The organism is Shewanella sp. SM23 (genome assembly GCF_025654295.1).
GTDB classification, from domain to species: Bacteria; Pseudomonadota; Gammaproteobacteria; order Enterobacterales; family Shewanellaceae; genus Shewanella; species Shewanella oncorhynchi.
In genome coordinates this window covers 471,128-485,130 of record NZ_JAKKRM010000001.1, presented here as the reverse complement: position 1 = coordinate 485,130, position 14,003 = coordinate 471,128, and the positions used below count along the sequence as shown (strand labels likewise).

At 43.7% G+C, this 14,003-nt stretch carries 15 protein-coding genes; 6 read left to right on the top strand and 9 right to left on the bottom strand.

The window, feature by feature from the left end; genetic code table 11:
* Window positions 1-28 precede the first annotated feature (28 nt).
* From deoD to hinT, 5 genes are all read right to left on the bottom strand, one after another.
* Window positions 29-733, bottom strand: coding sequence for a purine-nucleoside phosphorylase (gene deoD / locus L5L98_RS02120; RefSeq protein ID WP_012196924.1), 705 nt, complete (start codon window positions 731-733; stop codon window positions 29-31).
* Window positions 734-1,033: 300 nt separating this feature from the next.
* Window positions 1,034-1,429, bottom strand: a complete 396-nt coding sequence (locus tag L5L98_RS02115) for a YcfL family protein (RefSeq protein WP_263138248.1) — start codon at window positions 1,427-1,429, stop codon at window positions 1,034-1,036.
* Window positions 1,430-1,598: 169 nt separating this feature from the next.
* Window positions 1,599-2,096, bottom strand: a complete 498-nt coding sequence (locus tag L5L98_RS02110) for a PaaI family thioesterase (RefSeq protein WP_168823948.1) — start codon at window positions 2,094-2,096, stop codon at window positions 1,599-1,601.
* A complete protein-coding gene (locus L5L98_RS02105) occupies window positions 2,083-2,610 on the bottom strand; it encodes a PaaI family thioesterase (protein WP_028760303.1) in 528 nt (175 codons plus the stop codon). The genes L5L98_RS02110 and L5L98_RS02105 overlap by 14 nt, the downstream gene beginning before the upstream one ends.
* Entirely contained in the window at window positions 2,607-2,963 is a 357-nt protein-coding gene (gene hinT, locus L5L98_RS02100; protein ID WP_006081303.1) for a purine nucleoside phosphoramidase, read from the bottom strand. Before hinT ends, L5L98_RS02105 begins: the two co-directional genes overlap by 4 nt.
* A gap of 144 nt (window positions 2,964-3,107) precedes the next feature.
* Between hinT and L5L98_RS02095 the strand changes: the two genes are divergently transcribed.
* The gene (locus L5L98_RS02095) at window positions 3,108-4,874 is read left to right on the top strand and encodes a M61 family metallopeptidase (RefSeq protein ID WP_263138247.1); all 1,767 of its coding nucleotides are present in this window, start codon (window positions 3,108-3,110) and stop codon (window positions 4,872-4,874) included.
* Window positions 4,875-4,992: 118 nt separating this feature from the next.
* On the opposite strand, the gene L5L98_RS02090 is transcribed toward L5L98_RS02095, so the two are convergent.
* Window positions 4,993-5,628, bottom strand: a complete 636-nt coding sequence (locus L5L98_RS02090) for a LuxR C-terminal-related transcriptional regulator (protein ID WP_028760305.1) — start codon at window positions 5,626-5,628, stop codon at window positions 4,993-4,995.
* 297 nt (window positions 5,629-5,925) lie between these two features.
* Between L5L98_RS02090 and L5L98_RS02085 the strand changes: the two genes are divergently transcribed.
* Window positions 5,926-6,672, top strand: a complete 747-nt coding sequence (locus L5L98_RS02085) for a cytochrome b/b6 domain-containing protein (RefSeq protein ID WP_263138246.1) — start codon at window positions 5,926-5,928, stop codon at window positions 6,670-6,672.
* Window positions 6,673-6,770: 98 nt separating this feature from the next.
* On the opposite strand, the gene cctA is transcribed toward L5L98_RS02085, so the two are convergent.
* From cctA to L5L98_RS02070, 3 genes are all read right to left on the bottom strand, one after another.
* On the bottom strand, window positions 6,771-7,121 hold the full coding sequence (gene cctA / locus L5L98_RS02080) for a tetraheme c-type cytochrome CctA (RefSeq protein WP_105252823.1): 351 nt from the start codon (window positions 7,119-7,121) through the stop codon (window positions 6,771-6,773).
* A gap of 510 nt (window positions 7,122-7,631) precedes the next feature.
* Complete coding sequence (locus L5L98_RS02075; RefSeq protein WP_263138245.1) at window positions 7,632-8,714, bottom strand: AI-2E family transporter; 1,083 nt, start codon at window positions 8,712-8,714, stop codon at window positions 7,632-7,634.
* Between the two features lie 225 nt (window positions 8,715-8,939).
* Window positions 8,940-9,173 carry a sulfurtransferase TusA family protein gene (locus tag L5L98_RS02070; protein WP_131523892.1) on the bottom strand — a complete coding sequence of 78 codons (234 nt, stop codon included), beginning with the start codon at window positions 9,171-9,173 and terminating at the stop codon, window positions 8,940-8,942.
* A 111-nt stretch (window positions 9,174-9,284) separates the two neighbouring features.
* Between L5L98_RS02070 and L5L98_RS02065 the strand changes: the two genes are divergently transcribed.
* The 4 genes from L5L98_RS02065 (at window position 9,285) to L5L98_RS02050 (ending at window position 13,918) form a co-directional block, all read left to right on the top strand.
* On the top strand, window positions 9,285-10,754 hold the full coding sequence (locus tag L5L98_RS02065) for a M48 family metalloprotease (RefSeq protein WP_173496555.1): 1,470 nt from the start codon (window positions 9,285-9,287) through the stop codon (window positions 10,752-10,754).
* A gap of 128 nt (window positions 10,755-10,882) precedes the next feature.
* Window positions 10,883-11,233: an arsenate reductase (glutaredoxin) gene (arsC, locus tag L5L98_RS02060; RefSeq protein WP_105252827.1), complete on the top strand. Its 351-nt coding sequence runs from the start codon at window positions 10,883-10,885 to the stop codon at window positions 11,231-11,233.
* A gap of 52 nt (window positions 11,234-11,285) precedes the next feature.
* Window positions 11,286-11,660 carry a DUF2069 domain-containing protein gene (locus L5L98_RS02055; protein WP_028760312.1) on the top strand — a complete coding sequence of 125 codons (375 nt, stop codon included), beginning with the start codon at window positions 11,286-11,288 and terminating at the stop codon, window positions 11,658-11,660.
* Between the two features lie 302 nt (window positions 11,661-11,962).
* Entirely contained in the window at window positions 11,963-13,918 is a 1,956-nt protein-coding gene (locus L5L98_RS02050; RefSeq protein WP_263138244.1) for a hypothetical protein, read from the top strand.
* Window positions 13,919-14,003 lie beyond the last annotated feature (85 nt).

The window sequence follows — 14,003 nt, the reverse complement described above, 5'->3', positions numbered from 1 at the left end:
GCTAAGGGTTCAAAGGATGGCTTTAAACCTAATTGAGGGCGGTTTCTAACGCGAGCTCGATCATATTATTAAAAGAGAGTTGGCGTTCTTCGGCCGTAGTTTCTTCACCGGTTAAACAATGATCCGATACCGTTAAAATGGCTAATGATTCGATACCTTGTTGGTGTGACAATCCATAAAGCCCCGCCACTTCCATATCAATACCTAATACCCCAAAACGTTCAAGTGCGGGGATCATATCTTCATCGGGATCGTAATAAAGATCACCACTAAAGATATTGCCAACTTTTACACTAATGCCTTTCTCATTCGCTGTTGTATAGGCTTTATGCAATAAAGAAAAGGTCGCAGAAGTTGCCATTTGGTAGCCACTACTACGCTTAGCGTTAGTAGGTGAATCCGTGCCTGCGGCTTGGGCTAAAATGACATCTCGCATTTGTACATGTTTTTGTGTTGCACCTAAACTGCCAATACGAATAATGCGTTTCACGCCAAAATAATTAATCAGCTCATGGCCATAGAGCACCATAGATGAAATACCCATACCATGACCCATAACGGAAATGCGCTGTCCTTGGTAAAAGCCCGTGTAACCAAGCATATTGCGAACATTCGTGACTTCTACGGCATCGGTAAGATAGGTTTCAGCGATATATTTAGCACGGAGTGGATCACCCGGCATAATAACAGTTTCAGCAAAATCAGTAGGTTGAGCATTAATATGAGCAGTCATCTTTCTATCCTCATGTGGTAATATGCTGATAGTAGTGCTCAATCACTGAATGTATTTAGGACTAAAGTCCGGATTTCACCTTGCCGTAAACCTTTTTGCTTAAAAATGGGTAATTTATCGCAACTTTCAATGTCAAAAAGACGAAAGCTAATAACATTTGAGTGACCTTAAGGTCATTGAAAGTTGATGTAAAACGAATAAAAAGGCTTACTCCTTAAAAGAAGTAAGCCATTTTAGAACGGGTTTAATATCAAAAAATCAATTAAACACGGAATAAACTAAACAGAAGCAAACTCAAGCTTAGTTTGAAAAGGTTTCACGCACGTATACATCAAATTTAACCACTTGGGCATTAGGTGCAACAGCGCCGACTTGCAATTGCTGTTTACCGTGTAATTTCACCGATTTCCAGCTGGTCGCTTCATCTTCGATAGTAAAGCCGCTGGCATCGTACCAAGTGAATTTATATTGCACACGCATATCGGACGAGGATTTACTAACAATCAACGCTGTACCCTGCACTAAATCACCGACTCGGCGTGCATCCACACTCTGTACCGCAATATCTCGAGCAAAGCTGGAATTATCGACGCGGGTTTCACCCAGTGAACTCACTGAAATCCCTGCGGTATGTGAGGCACAAGCACCTAAGGTAAGCGCTGCGGCCAGTAATAACCCTGTATAAACTTGTTTCATATATTTCTCCTAGTCACGCCACAAAATACGCAGCTAGCGCATCATTTCCCATTAAACGACAAACTAATCGAACAGTGCTGAACTCATGCTTAATAACATAGGCTAAATAAAGCATTCTCAATCTAAAATAGTGAATCAGTCATGCTTCATCAATCTAAACTTAATCAGATTAATCAATCAAAAAATGTGCCCGTGCCGTAGCAATAAGCTGCTTACGATTGGTTTGCCAACAATCAATATTCACGTTAGCGACTCGTCGACCCTGACGGGTAATACGACACTCAGCAAAACTATCCTTGTGCAGACCTGCACGTAAATAGTCGATTGAAAAATCAACGACTTTAGGCACCTTTGCTGTTTGCATAAATACCATTAACTGCACTATCGCTGACATTTCCATAAAGCCCGCAATCACGCCACCATGAATAGCGGGCAACACAGGATTACCGATATTGTCGTCTTTAGCGGGCAATTTAAAAATCAGTTCATCACCAAAACGCTCCACCTTCATGCCAATAAATTTGGCATAGGGAACGTGCTCAAGTAAATGGCCAAAATCATTAAGTTCAGTGGCGCGTTTAACTATCCCTTGCACATCAATAGGCGCTTTAACCTGTGCGTTTTGAGTTGTACTGGCTGCATCTAGTATCGAATTATTTGCGCTCATCACTCTCTCCTATCGCAGGCACGGCTTCACCCATTAACGCTTGCCTAAAGGCATCACCGACCATTTCAGGGCTTATCCGCATAAAAGAGCCGACGGCATGGGCGATGGGATCGTCGATACTGTCTTGGTAAGCAATTGCACGGGTAAAGGCAATATTAGAAGACAACTTGTAGCATTCCGCAAATCCAAACACTGGCTTATGGGGCTGAGCGGGCTTCATGTAGTCCACCCGTAAATCGAGCGTAGGTGATATTTCTAATAATTTGAATTTATGGAAAATAGCGCTCACGACTGCACTACCACACGCGGTATCCATTAAAGTAGTGATCACCCCACCATGGATAACGCCCGTATCGGGATACCCAATTAATTCAGTGCTGTAGGGCAACTCAATCAACACATGGTGCTCACTCGCCTCCAATACGGTTAAACCGAGACGGCGACACTGAGCGAGTTGATCCACAAACCGCTGCGCCATTTGGGTCAGCGGGAAAAAATCCGAATTGACCTTCATTTTCCTTGGCTCAACATGGGCCCCAGAGGCTCCCCGCCCACAAGGTGGAAATGAATGTGATAGACTTCTTGTCCACCATGTTGATTGCAGTTCATGATCAGTCGGTAGCCATCTTTAGCGATACCCGCTTCCGCCGCCAATTTCGCCGCAACTGTCATCATACGGCCAAGCACGGGCTCATCAGAGGCTTTCATGTCGTTAGCCGTTGGGATCAAGTGATTCGGCACAATCAAAATATGAGTTGGCGCCTTAGGGGAAATGTCTCTAAAGGCAGTCACAAGTTCATCTTGATACAGAATATCCGCGGGAATTTCGCGACGAATAATTTTGCTGAAAATCGTTTCTTCGGCCATGGGGCGTCCTCCTTGGGTTAGTTGGCATAGTATACTAGCAATTCAATACTTTGTGTCTGCAGATATTTTGCTTTTCATTTGCCAGTTGCAGGCATTTTTGGCAGCATGGCCACCATTAAAACACTCAGGTTTTGCAGGATAAATATGATCCATTACCAGATAATCCCCGTCGATCCGAAAGCCCATTTATTCGCTGTCACTATGACATTATCACAACCCAAGCCAGTGCAGGTCTTTAGCCTACCCGCTTGGCTGCCAGGCAGTTATATGGTGCGCGACTTTGCCAAAAATATCATTGAACTCAAGGCACAAGATGCACAAGGCCAAACGCTTAAGCTCACCCAACTAGATAAGCAAACTTGGTCGGTTGACAATAATAGCAGCGAAATTATTCTGACTTATCAAGTGTATGCTTGGGATCTGTCGGTGCGCACCGCGCATTTGGACACGACCCACGGCTTCTTTAATGGCAGTAGCGTGTTTTTATCCGCCCATGGTTTCGAAGACTCTTTACACACCGTCTCTATAGAGCCACCAACAGAGCCAACATTAAGTGACTGGCGCCTTGCTACCAGCATGACTCGCACCAATGGTGACGATTTTGCCTTCGGCCAATTTTCAGCTAAAAGCTATGACGAGCTCATCGATCATCCGGTGGAAATGGGCTTATTCACCTTAGGGAGTTTTGATGCCTGTGGCGTGCGGCATGATATCGTACTCAATGGTCGCCACCGTGCTTGCATGCCAAGGCTCTGCCAAGATTTAAAGACCATTTGTGAGTATCAGATTAACTTCTTTGGTACGCCTGCACCGTTTAAGCGTTATTTGTTTATGACCACAGTATTAGACAATGGCTTTGGCGGTTTAGAGCACAGAGCTTCTACTGCATTAATGTGTTCACGCAAAGACTTACCACTGTCGCTCGATGCGCCAATCAATAATGACTATCGCACTTATTTATCCCTGTGCAGCCACGAGTATTTCCACAGCTGGAACGTTAAGCGCATTAAGCCTGAATGCTTTTTACCCTATAAACTTGATGCAGAAACCTATACGCCACAATTATGGGCCTATGAAGGCATCACCTCCTATTACGATGACTTTCTTACCTATCGTGCAGGTCTGGTAGATGAACAAAGCTATTTAGATATGCTGAGTGAAACCTTCACCCGTGTCTATCGCAGCCAGGGACGCTTTAAACAAAGTGTTAAGGACTCAAGCTTTAATGCTTGGACTAAGTTCTACAAGCAGGATGAAAACGCACAAAATGCCATCATCAGTTATTACACTAAAGGGGCTCTGTTTGCGCTGTATTTAGATTTAACCCTGCGCAGCGAAACCCAGGGCAAATATAATCTCGACCATGTTATGCAGATTTTATGGCAGGAATATGCTCTGCAAGATAAAGGCACCACAGATACTTGCCATCAAGCCATCGTGGAACGACTCCTTGGTCGTGATTGCCAAGATCTGTTTGCCTACTTAGATAGTACGGACGATATTCCGTTAGCGGCTTTACTCGCCGAATTTGGGGTCAACTGGAGTCTTCGATCCAGTCAAGGTGCGCAAGATGTGGGCGGCGGGCAAGCGAAAGGTTATGAGATTGCATTCGGCGCGAAAACCCAAGCAGCACCTGTTGGATTAAAAATCGTGACTGTCACCCAAGGCAGCCCTGCACACCTTGCAGGGTTAAGTGCAGGTGATGTGTTAATTGCCGCGGATAACCTACAAGTCTCAGGACAATTTGAGGCGCAGCTACAGCAGTATCCGCTGGGTGAATCGTTGAATTTACATTGGTTTAGACGGGATGAATTGATGACAGGTGAGTTAACTATTGCTGCCGCGCCTAAGGATACTGTCGCCCTATCCATTCGTGACAAAAGCAAAATAGCGGCTTGGCTTAGACGTTAATAGGCTTTCGGCTTAAGAACAACTTTTGAGAAATAATAAAAGGGGCTTTAGCCCCTTTTATCTGAGATAAGACTTAACTTAAACGTAGATCCGTTTGTATATCAATACTGATATCGACTTAAACCACCACATCGTGCAAATAGGTTTGTGCCCACGCAATCGCTTGACCACGGCTAGACACTCCAATTTTACGGAATACTCGGTACAAATGGGTTTTTATCGTGCTTTCACTGACAAACAACTGATTGGCGATATCTAAATTAGTACTTCCCGTCAACAATGCTTGTAATACTTCACGCTCACGGATAGTTAACGGTTCAGTGTCTTCGAACAATCCAAAATCATCATTTACCCCATTAATGAGTTGAATTGGGATGACCCTATGACCTCGTAAAATATTCGAGAGTCCCAGGCTTATCTCAGTTAAACCTGCATCGAGATAAAACACCCCTGCAGTTGTGGCAGCTTGCATTAAGAAACGTGCATCCACTTGTTTAGGGAACTGTAAATAGACAACTCGCACACTCGGTTGCTCACGGGCAAGTAAACGTTGAAATTGATGGGCTTTTTGAAGATCAACAGTCGCTAAATCGATCACGACCATGGAGGCATTATTATCTTTGATTTTCTCACACATCTCATCAGGGCTGACTTGGGTCAACTTAACGAGAAACTCCTGCGGCCAACGTCCTGCGAGCAATTCCATCAATACTTGCGATCGTGACACTACAATCCAATGTAATATTTTGAACATCCTGCTCACTCCCTGTCTGGTTAACGATTATTCACTTTAAGGATCTAAGATCCTCCAAATACGACTTCAACATCCGTTCAATAGACTTCCAAGTCTACCGTGGTCACGATATTAGCATTAGATAAAACAGATTAAAAAGACTTACGTAAAAAATATTTACCGTACGCAAATCAAAAACTTCTAACACTTTCGTTGACTACACTATCAATCAGAAGTCTTAATTGAAACTGAAAAAAGTTACTGAAATTTTAGGATAAAAGCGTAAGATCATACCAACACAAAAAATAAGGAAATTCCATGTCCAGCAGTAACCCCACCGCTTTTGAAATAAAATCCTATCCTGTGTGGGACAAACCGACGCGATTATTTCATTGGATTAATGTCATTCTTGTACTCGCACTCATCTTAGTCGGTGGCATCATGATGTATCGCACTGAGCTAGGCATATCTGAGTTAACAGGTAAAATTGGCTTGAAAACTTTACACGTGTGCATAGGATATGCGTTCGCAATAAACCTCATCGTCCGCCTTGTGTGGGGTTTTATCGGTAACAAATATGCGCGTTTCAGCCACATGTTTCCCAATGCTAATAGCAAAAGCGAATTAATAGCTTATAAGACTGAATTAGCCGCGGGGAAAAATCCGCAGTATTTAGGTCATAACCCTAAAGGTAAATTTGCCGTGCTGGCCATCATGTTGCTATTAGTGACCATAATGATCACTGGACTTTTGCGTGCAGGCACAGATATTTATTATCCGCCGCTAGGTAGTGCTGTACAAAGCTATCTTGCCGATACCAATGTCGAACCTACAAGCATAAAACCCTATGATGCAACGGGTGTGAACGCAGAAAAAGCGGATGCACTTAAACCAATGAAAGGATTGGCAGGTCAAGTGCACGTCTATGCGGTTTATGTGTTGTTACTGCTGATGTTATTACATGTATTCGCGGTGATTTATACTGAAGTAAAACGTCAACCAGGGATTATTTCAGCCATGTTTTCGGGTAAAAAAATCATCCAAGGCCAACCAAAAGACGAGTAATCGGTTAGTAAACGGATAAAAATAACGCCAGCTATTCGCTGGCGTTATTTATTTAGACATGAAGGTATATACCAACTTTTCTAAACGTATTTTTGAGATTATTTTTTCAGAACAGTTGCTGGGGTACGACCATCATCATGGCAACTTTCACAGGTAGGTTTTTGACCGACATTCATATCATGTACCGCATGACAATCTGCACAGACTAAATTACCGTCATGTGGCTTATGCACAGCGTCCATTTCAGCATAGGTACCATGACAACTTTGGCACTGTGCAAATTCAAAGGCACCATCCGCAGAAGGTGTACCATCTTTATGACAGCTTTCGCATCCACCTGACTCAGCATGGAAATCAGACAATTTTTGATCTGCAGCAAATGCGGTTGGCGACAGCGCTAACGCTGCAAGACTTGCCCCGAAAAGCGCACTTAATAGTTTTTTGCTCACAATAGTATCCTCCAATGGCGATTGTCAGTGGAAATTCTTGTCAGGGTGACTTCCATCTCTCAACCAAAATAAATAGCACGACTCGATATAACTTAGCTAAGGATGAACGAATAAGCAAACCCAAACTAAGCGATACAACTTTATCAACATACTCAAGGGTAAAATGTGCGCTGCATCATGTAACCACATGCTTATATAAGAGTTTTACATCTACCTAACCTAGAGGCTACATAATGTAAATCCCTAAACTGGCAAGCGACAGAATAAATCCCCCTTAATCTAAAACTAAAAGCTCGATTCATGATGATACTTAAGACAAAGTGATAATAAAAAGGAATGACAATAAGTGAATGGGTACAGAGTACTAGACGAGGATGCTTTAAATAGTGAAGGCACAACATTCAACCAAAACGCCTCTGGCACTTAATTCAAATGCCAGAAGGAATTAGCGATAACGGTTAACTCGTCTACTGTAACCAATGATACAAATGGCGGTTAGACAGGTAGGCATCAACTCGCATCAAGTTTATTGTCAGCCTCAAGCTCTGTTTTAGGCCAAGCGTTAATCACGGCTTTGACTAACGATGCCAATGGAATGGCAAAGAATACTCCCCATACACCCCATAAACCGCCAAAGACTAAAACGGCCGCTATGATGATCACCGGATGTAAATCCACCGCATCGGAGAACAAAATAGGCACGAGTAAATTACCGTCGAGCGCCTGAAGAATACCGTAACCCAACATTAAATAGCCAAATTCAGAACTAAAACCCCACTGAAAAAATGCCACTAGGGCGATAGGTAATGTAACTAAGGTTGCACCGACATAAGGGATCAATACCGATAACCCCGTTAACACACCAAGCAACGCCGAATATCGCAGTCCCATCAAGGCAAACAAAATATAAGTTGCGACACCAACAACCACGATTTCGATCACTTTGCCACGAATGTAATTAAAAATCTGTTGGTGCATTTCAAACCACACTTTACGGGCTAACTGGCGATTTACGGGAAAAAATCGCTTACTGCCGCTAATCAGTTGGTCTTTATCTTTTAAAAAGAAAAACACCAGTAAGGGCACTAAAATCGCGTACACCATCAAGACGAGTAAAGAAGCTGAATAACCGATTAATTGCTTAGCAATATCCAACACATGTTGAGTATCGAGCAGTTTTTTAAGCTCACCCACCATCAGATCTAACTGCTCTGGATTGATAAATCGTGGATATTGATTGATCAGCGTTTGTATTGTCAGCAGGCCTTTATCTATCATGCTAGGCAAGTCGGCAATTAAGCTAACACCTTGACGCCACACACTCGGAATTAAGCCAAATATCAGTAAAACCACGATTCCCAAAAACAACACAATAACCAAGGACGCACCAGCGGTGCGATTAATCCCCAATTTAAGCATTTGCGCCACAGGCCATTCCAATAGAAATGCCAACACAAGAGCGACCAACAGCGGAGCAAGTAAACCTGCCGCAAAATAAATCACTAGCGCGAGCCCGACAAGAATAGCCATTAAGGTCACAGCTTGTGGATCACTAAAGCGCTCTTGATACCAACGAGAAAAAACAGTAAACATGGATCATTCCAATAGTGATGGTTGGCGATGCTTCCCAAACGCTCAGGAAAGTTTATTTATCATGATGTTATTCGAGACTTTACTCAGTTAGACTTTCGCTTCTACACGTCAGCTAAATCAAAAAATCAACTGATAGGAGTAAACAACTTAGCCTGAGCGGCACTCTGGCTCAGAATTAGGCGCTTGATGCTAGTCTAAGAGGATTTAAACATAAAAATCCTCAATTTATCCCTGAGATAGATCAACTTTGGTGACCATCAAGGCTAACAGACCTGCATCATTACGCAACTCTTGCACGACATGCCCTTGTTTTTTTAAATATTGGGGAACATCTCGCCGCGAACCAGAGTCTGAGAGTAAGATATGCAACTGCTCACCCTCTCGCATTGGCTTCAATGCAAGCTTCACTTTCACTAAGGGTACTGGACAACGAAAGAGCGTTAAATCAATAAAAATCATAATGAACTTGCTATAGACGAACTTGGGCCATTATCCTAAGTTGCACCTCAAACTACAAGCTAAGTGCAGTATCTGCCTTTAGTTGAGATAATTAGAAATAAAAGGATCCGCTTGCGTAACTTGACTTTTTTGACTCGATTCAAACCTTTTGTTGCAGGCGCACTCTCCTTGATGCTGCTAACCTTCGCCGCCAAAAGCTTTGCCAACAATGACTTACCGGATTTAGGTACGGCCGCAGTTAACACCTTCAGCCTTGAAAAAGAAATGGTTTACGGTGATGCTTATATGCGCATCATTCGCTCATCGGCACCTATGCTAAATGACCCCGTGTTGAGTCAATATCTTACCGAGCTTGGCAATAAACTGGTCGCCCATGCCACAGGCGTAAAAACGCCGTTTTATTTTTTCCTATTACAAAATGATGAAATCAACGCCTTCGCCTTCTTTGGCGGCCATGTTGCCGTGCACACAGGCTTATTTCTCAATGCCGACAATGAAAGCGAACTGGCTTCAGTATTAGGCCACGAAGTGACTCACGTTACTCAACGTCACCTTGCGCGTTCGCTTGAAGCACAGCAAAAAAGTAATCCTGCAACAATTGCCGGTTTACTCGGCGCCATTTTGTTAACTATTGCAGTACCACAAGCAGGTATGGCGGCACTTGCGACAACCCAAGCTATGGCGACACAATCGAAAATCAACTACACCCGTTTGCATGAAAAGGAAGCCGATCGCATCGGAATGCAAATTCTAGTGGATGCAGGCTTTAATCCTAATGCTGCAGCGGATTTCTTTGGTAAATTAGCCAGTCGTTATCGCTTTACCACAACACCACCACAAATGTTATTAACTCACCCATTACCTGAATCGCGGATCACTGAAGCCCGTAACCGTGCCGAGCAATACCCTAAACGTTATATCCCTGATAATCTTAATTTTCAGCTAGCAAAAGCTCGTATTCAAGTCCGTTTTTCCAGCTATAGCGACGAAGCAGTATTAAGCATGTTTGATCGGCAGCTCAACAAACAGACCTATACCTTCAAAGAGGCAGCACTTTATGGCAAAGCGCTGGCTTTATATAGATTGAAGAAGTTTAATGAATCAGAAAAAATCGTCGATGAACTGTTAAAAATCGATAATAACAACCTGTTTTATATAGACACTAAATCTGATTTACTGATCGAACGTAAGGACTATGCAAAAGCGATTACTATGCTCGAAGCCCAGCGTAAAATGAAACCAACGTCTCAAGTGATCAATGCCAACTTAGCCAATATATATATCGAAGCCGATCAAGCCCCCAAAGCAATTCCTTTGCTGGAGGATATGATTTTCCTCGATAAACAAAATGAACTGCCCTATCAATTGTTGACTATGGTGTATAAAAAAACCGGCAACCAAGCATTGGAATATTTTTCCACCGCAGAGCTGATGGCCTTAGGTGCTAACTATAAGGGCGCAATCGATCAACTTAACTTTGCCTACCGTGCATCCGAAAATAATCCATTACAGCTTGCACGTATTGAAGCACGTATTCGCCAGTTTAAAATGGCTGATAAAGAAATGGATGCGCTTAAGTAATAAGTTGTTTTACAAATAGATTAAAGACAATAACCCATTTATGCGCCCCGAACACACTGACGGGGCGCGGTTTTTTCTGTTATTATCCGCGCCATTGTTATTTCAGCCCGTATTGAGCCTCTAGTACTATGACCCAAGCGACGATTTACCATAACCCACGTTGTTCAAAAAGCCGTGAAACCTTAGCTTTACTCGAGCAACAAGGCTGCGACATTACCCTAGTGGAATACTTAAAAAATCCCCCTACGGCTAAAGACATCGGCGACATTCTGGCTAAACTAGGCATAAGTGCTCGCGAATTAATGCGCACCAAGGAAGCAGAATATCAAGCCTTGGGACTTGCAGACTCATCACTAACAGAATTGCAGTTGATTGAGGCTATGGTCAACACTCCTAAACTCATCGAACGGCCAATTGTGCTCGCCAATCAAAGCGCAGCCATCGGCCGTCCTCCTGAGAATGTGCTCACTATTCTTTAATCCATGATTTTTAAACCAAAATGGCTTTTATTTTCAACCCTTAGGTAGACTTATGACGTCCAACACCTTATTTATCCTTAGCCGTTTAGGCTACTTTGCGCTAGTGCTGCTATTAGGCGGTTGGTTTGTTGGCCAAGGGATTAGCGGTGAATACACCCTGCTATTTAGTCTCTTATGGATAGTGCCGTTATTACTACCCGCAAAGGGTGTTTTCCAAGGTAATCCATACACTTACGCTTGGGCAAGTTTTATTCTGTGCTTATATATGTTACATGGGCTCACCCTGCTTTATGTCACCAATGACGCCTTCGCTTTTGCCTTAATCGAAGTATTATTGATTGGCGTACTGCTAATCGCTTTCCCATTTTATGCCCGCATACGTGGTCGTGAACTGGGATTAGGCCTGAAGAAAAAATCTAAAGAATAGTCAGTTCAATGTATTTTCAGTGCCGTTTAACCTTGCTGGGTATGGCGGCATTTTTTATATTAGAAGGCCAAACCTTGGCTCAAATATCCCTTATGATCTCAGTCTGAATATCCATTTCAACCTTAGTTTCAACCTCTGTTCCGACGTCAATTCCCATCACGACAAAATTAACACTTATTATACTTACACTGACTTTTTGCAACTAAGTACCCGTGCTATAGTCAGTTTCTCACAGTATAAGCGTCCCATGACGCCACAAAAGTCTAAATAGCACAGCAGAGTTAGCAAGGGAGAATGGTGTAATGGGAATGTCGATACCACTGAAATTTTTCGGATTTATGGCTTGCTCTGGCCTACTTGCGGCATGCGGGGGTGGTGGTGATAGTAAACCAGATGATAGTGTAGTCACGCCCCCCTCCACCTCACTAGCACGCTGCACAGATAGCATTTCGCCACTCATTACCACCACGTCATCCTCAATTCGCTTTCAAACCGAGCAAAATTATGTGGCGGGTCAATCTAGTACTATCATTGCCAATATCCTAAATCGTGACAGCCAAGACTTAACCTTCCGTTGGCAGCAAATCGATGGCCCTAACATAGCACTCGTCAGTCAAAACAGCCCGGTATTAGCCCTTGATACTCCCACCACAGGCGGCTACCGTTTTAGCTTGCATGTGACGGGCAGTAATCTAGATGTCTCCGGAGAAATTGGTATTAATGTCGATCCCGCATCGACGGGTATGCTAAACGTCCGTCAAGATCACCAAGTGGTTGAAGGCAATAATGTGAGTTTAAGACTCGGGCAACAATCGGAATTAAGCGCAGCAAATATCTCTTGGTGTGTAGCATCTGGCCCAGATTTAATGGTCGATGTGAGCGATCCGTTTAGACCCTTGTTTACCGCGCCAACGGTCACTCAGGATACAATCACTCGCCTCAAAGTGAATGCCAACGTCAATGGCAATCAGCTTAGCGATGATGTCTTTGTGCTAACAACCTCAGCGCCAGCGATCAGTTCGCCATACTTCGATACCCCAGTTGCGCGCACCCATGCCTATCGTCCGACTTCACCTTACGCCAATGTGCTAGCAAACTGTGTTTACTCCAATCAGCTTAATGATAGCTGCACTATCAATACCTTACCTTTGATAGGTCAAACCTCAAGCGATCTAAATCGTGAGACCATTCTAAATCGTGTACTGGTTTCACACGACTGGATGGGCGATAACTTTGCCGCTTTCTTAGCCCAGATGGACCCCAACAGCGATTTTGCTCGCCTATTACAATCCGTCACGGCCGTGGTGATTAGCTATGATGTACGCCCTTCTTTTTATTGGGTAGTCACAGGGGCGATTTATCTCGATCCCAATGATTTATGGCTTACGCCAAGCCAACGCGACACTATTAATGAAGCGCCGGATTACCGCAGTAATTTTGGAAATGATCTTAACTTTGTGATGCCTTGGCGTTATGTAAAAGATAACCAATATGCCTCCCTTGGCGTGCCTATCACCGTCAGAGCAAACCGCACATTAGCGCAAATCAACCCCGATCTGGCCTCCTTGTTGTATCACGAACTCGCCCATGCCAATGACTTTTTTCCACGCAGCGTGCATGCCACACTCACAGGGCCAAGACTGTTAGATGACTACAGCCGCCGCAATGCCAACAAGAGTCTAATTTCAGATCAAGTCAGCAAAACCTACCCATTAACGAGCACTGAAATGATGGGACTTGCCAATGTTAGTTTCCTCGGCGCAGCGGCGAGTAATGTGCAAAAGGCCTATCAAGCATCGGATGTCAGTACTTTCTTTTCTACCGATATCGCCAGCGACTTCTATGCATATTCCAGTACCCGTGAAGACACGGCCATGTTATTTGAGGAAGCCATGATGAGTTATCGCTATCAAATATTGCGTGATGTCGCCGTCACCAATAAACCTGCGATTTTAACTGCGGATTCGCTGATTATTGACTGGGGACAAAGGGGACGAATTGCGCAAGACAGTCTAGAAAATCGCGCTGCGTTGGTGATTGATGAAATGCTGCCAGAGCTTAATGGGATCAGTCTGGTCGAAAGCCTACCCGAGCCAATTAATATGGTGCAAGGTCAAAGCTGGCGTCAAACATTAGCAATATCGCCTGCGAATACGCAGCTCAAAGGCCAAAGCAATGCAACTGCAATTAATGCCGAGTCTCGTTTTGAAGCCGAACTTCGCTTAAGTGGTGACCGTCACCAACATCCACAACAATAGCGTTTTAAATTTTAGATAAACAAAAGCCCGTATGTATTCAACATGACGGGCTTTACTCTTTTTGGCTTTAATGCCAGTAGGTTTT

Excerpts from the sequence above, each read along its gene's own strand:
- L5L98_RS02090 (WP_028760305.1), bottom strand. The coding sequence starts at position 5,628 with ATGTTCAAAATATTACATTGGATTGTAGTGTCACGATCGCAAGTATTG.
- L5L98_RS02075 (WP_263138245.1), bottom strand. The coding sequence starts at position 8,714 with ATGTTTACTGTTTTTTCTCGTTGGTATCAAGAGCGCTTTAGTGATCCA.
- L5L98_RS02110 (WP_168823948.1), bottom strand. The coding sequence starts at position 2,096 with ATGAGCGCAAATAATTCGATACTAGATGCAGCCAGTACAACTCAAAAC.
- L5L98_RS02055 (WP_028760312.1), top strand. The coding sequence starts at position 11,286 with ATGACGTCCAACACCTTATTTATCCTTAGCCGTTTAGGCTACTTTGCG.
- L5L98_RS02050 (WP_263138244.1), top strand. The coding sequence starts at position 11,963 with ATGGGAATGTCGATACCACTGAAATTTTTCGGATTTATGGCTTGCTCT.
- deoD (WP_012196924.1), bottom strand. The coding sequence starts at position 733 with ATGACTGCTCATATTAATGCTCAACCTACTGATTTTGCTGAAACTGTT.
- L5L98_RS02105 (WP_028760303.1), bottom strand. The coding sequence starts at position 2,610 with ATGAAGGTCAATTCGGATTTTTTCCCGCTGACCCAAATGGCGCAGCGG.
- L5L98_RS02095 (WP_263138247.1), top strand. The coding sequence starts at position 3,108 with ATGATCCATTACCAGATAATCCCCGTCGATCCGAAAGCCCATTTATTC.
- hinT (WP_006081303.1), bottom strand. The coding sequence starts at position 2,963 with ATGGCCGAAGAAACGATTTTCAGCAAAATTATTCGTCGCGAAATTCCC.
- L5L98_RS02085 (WP_263138246.1), top strand. The coding sequence starts at position 5,926 with ATGTCCAGCAGTAACCCCACCGCTTTTGAAATAAAATCCTATCCTGTG.
- L5L98_RS02070 (WP_131523892.1), bottom strand. The coding sequence starts at position 9,173 with ATGATTTTTATTGATTTAACGCTCTTTCGTTGTCCAGTACCCTTAGTG.
- arsC (WP_105252827.1), top strand. The coding sequence starts at position 10,883 with ATGACCCAAGCGACGATTTACCATAACCCACGTTGTTCAAAAAGCCGT.
- L5L98_RS02115 (WP_263138248.1), bottom strand. The coding sequence starts at position 1,429 with ATGAAACAAGTTTATACAGGGTTATTACTGGCCGCAGCGCTTACCTTA.